The 3,023-nt window shown below is 40.9% G+C and carries 1 protein-coding gene; it reads left to right on the top strand.

Annotation, left to right across the window (positions count from 1 at the left end):
• The first annotated feature begins 298 nt into the window (after positions 1 to 298).
• Entirely contained in the window at positions 299 to 2,971 is a 2,673-nt protein-coding gene (gene acnA / locus BHE89_RS13555) for an aconitate hydratase AcnA (protein ID WP_069369233.1), read from the top strand.
• Positions 2,972 to 3,023: the final 52 nt, after the last annotated feature.

The raw sequence follows: 3,023 nt of genomic DNA, 5'->3' as shown, positions 1-3,023 counted from the left end.
AAGGGGGGTAATAGGCTCAGCAAAATAGTGATCGGCATTCATAATATTTTTTAGTAAATCAGATTGCTTGTTATTCATAAATAGCATCCTTACACAGTTATACCTTCCTCATTAAAGCCGAATTAAAGTGAAAATCTAGAGACTATAATTTATTAACACTATGACAGTTATAACATCGTGTTAACAAATTGTGTGGTCTTTAAGCGAAATTCAGCGTTATATGATATGTTTAATAAATACCCTTACCTATTTTGATAGTTTAAACATGCTGTCAGTATAAAAATAATAAGGAGAAGCTATGTCGTTACGTTTGAAAAAAGAGAGCCATTCCACGCTCTTAGTCGGATCTCAAGAGTACGAGTATTACCGCCTTTCAGAAGTTGCCCGCCAATTAGGCGACATTACTCGTCTTCCTAAATCGTTGAAAGTATTATTAGAGAACTTAGTGCGTTATCTCGACAATGATACGGTTGTTGAAGAGGATATTAAGGCATTAGTTGAGTGGCAAAAAAACGCTCATGCATCACGTGAAATTGCGTATCGGCCTGCAAGGGTGCTAATGCAAGATTTTACAGGCGTTCCTGCGGTTGTTGATTTAGCGGCTATGCGTGAAGCAGTGAAATCATTGGGTGGGCAAGTGGATAAAGTTAATCCATTATCGCCTGTTGATTTAGTTATTGACCACTCTGTTATGGTTGATGAATATGCCAGTAAAAATGCGTTTGCTGAGAACGTGGAAATTGAAATGGCGCGTAACCATGAGCGCTACCTTTTCTTACGTTGGGGACAACAATCCTTTGAACGCTTTCGTGTTGTGCCACCAGGTACAGGAATTTGCCATCAGGTCAATCTTGAGTACTTAGGCAAAGCTATTTGGTCTGAAGTCCAGAATGGGCATCATGTGGCTTATCCTGATACTTTAGTTGGCACGGATTCTCATACCACAATGATCAATGGCCTTGGCGTTTTAGGTTGGGGTGTAGGTGGGATTGAAGCAGAAGCCGCAATGTTAGGTCAACCTATCTCAATGTTAATTCCCGATGTTGTTGGTTTTAAACTGACCGGAAAATTACGTGAAGGGATCACGGCTACTGATTTGGTATTAACCGTCACACAGATGTTACGCGCTCATGGTGTTGTAGGTAAATTTGTGGAGTTCTATGGCGATGGTTTGGCGTCATTACCTTTAGCCGATCGTGCAACAATAGCGAATATGTCGCCAGAGTATGGCGCAACCTGTGGATTTTTCCCAATAGATGATATCACCCTTGATTATTTACGTTTAACTGGACGTGAAGAACAAGACATTGCACTTGTTGAAGCTTATAGCAAAGAGCAAGGTCTATGGAGACATACAGGCGATGAACCTATCTTTACGTCAAAATTATCGTTAGATATGGGCACCGTTGAAGCAAGCCTTGCGGGGCCTAAACGTCCTCAAGATAGAGTTAATCTACCGAGTGTACCTAAGGCATTTAAAGCGGCAGTCGATCTTGAAGCGAATAAGAAACCGCTGACGGCATTTCCTCAAGTAAAAATTGATAATTATCCAGCCTTTGAATTGACCGATGGTGCTGTTGTTATTGCAGCGATCACATCATGTACCAACACCTCAAACCCTAATGTCTTAATGGCTGCTGGATTGCTGGCTAAAAATGCGGTAGAAAAAGGCTTGCAGCGTAAACCTTGGGTTAAGTCTTCTTTGGCTCCGGGCTCTAAAGTGGTCACAGATTATCTTAATCTAGCAGGATTAACGCCTTATCTTGATGAGTTAGGGTTTAATCTTGTGGGATATGGTTGTACAACCTGTATTGGTAACTCAGGACCTTTATTAGCACCGATTGAAAGTGCGATTAAAGATAATGATCTAACGATTGCTGCTGTCTTATCGGGCAATCGTAATTTTGAAGGTCGAATTCATCCCCTAGTGAAAACCAACTGGTTAGCATCACCACCTTTAGTGGTTGCTTATGCTTTATCAGGAAATATGAATATCGATCTTACTAAAGAGCCACTAGGCAAAGATAAACAAGGGGCTCCTGTTTATTTAAAAGATATTTGGCCTGACAGTAAAGCTATTGCTGATGCTGTTGAGAAAGTTAAAACAGAGATGTTCCATAAAGAGTACTCCGCGGTGTTTGAAGGTGATGAAACGTGGAAATCACTGCAAACACAAGACACGCCAGTCTATGGTTGGCAACCAGACTCTACCTATATTCGCCATCCCCCTTTCTTTGAAGGAATGTCAAAGATACCCGCTCCGATTAAAGATATTCATCAAGCCCGTATTTTGGCTATTTTAGGTGATTCAGTGACCACGGATCATATTTCACCAGCTGGTAATATTAAGGCAGATAGTCCTGCTGGACGTTATTTGCGTGAACATGGTGTTGAACCGAAAGATTTTAACTCTTATGGTTCAAGGCGTGGCAATCATGAAGTCATGATGCGAGGCACATTTGCTAATATTCGTATCCGTAACGAAATGGTGCCAGGAATAGAAGGTGGTTTTACCAAGCATATTCCAACGGGTGAAACACTGGCTATTTATGATGCGTCAATGCGTTATCAGCAAGAAGATACGCCGTTAGTGATTATTGCAGGTAATGAATATGGTTCTGGTTCTAGCCGAGATTGGGCAGCGAAAGGAACGCGTTTATTAGGTGTGAGGGCTGTTATCGCAGGCTCTTTTGAGCGTATTCACCGTTCCAACTTAATCGGTATGGGCGTTTTACCGCTAGAATTCCCAGCAGGCGTTACACGTCAAACATTAGGTTTAAAAGGTGATGAGAAAATTGAGATCACAGGACTTAATGCATTAACACCGAGCCAAAATGTCGCAGTGAATATTACTTTTGCTGATAATCGTACCGAAACAATTATGGCGCGTTGTCGTATTGATACTCAAACGGAATTAGCCTATTTCCAACACGGCGGCATATTACATTATGTTATTCGTAATATGCTATAAAATAATTTAGTAGATATAAATTAGAAGGCGAAGAATGATGAATTAATTCTTT

The sequence above is a fragment of the Shigella sp. FC1967 genome (assembly GCF_001743005.1).
Classification (GTDB): domain Bacteria; phylum Pseudomonadota; class Gammaproteobacteria; order Enterobacterales; family Enterobacteriaceae; genus Proteus.
This window is presented reverse-complemented; position numbering and strand designations above follow the sequence as displayed.

Bases quoted from the DNA above. Each gene is read 5' to 3' on its own strand.
- acnA (WP_069369233.1), top strand. From the start codon at position 299: ATGTCGTTACGTTTGAAAAAAGAGAGCCATTCCACGCTCTTAGTCGGA.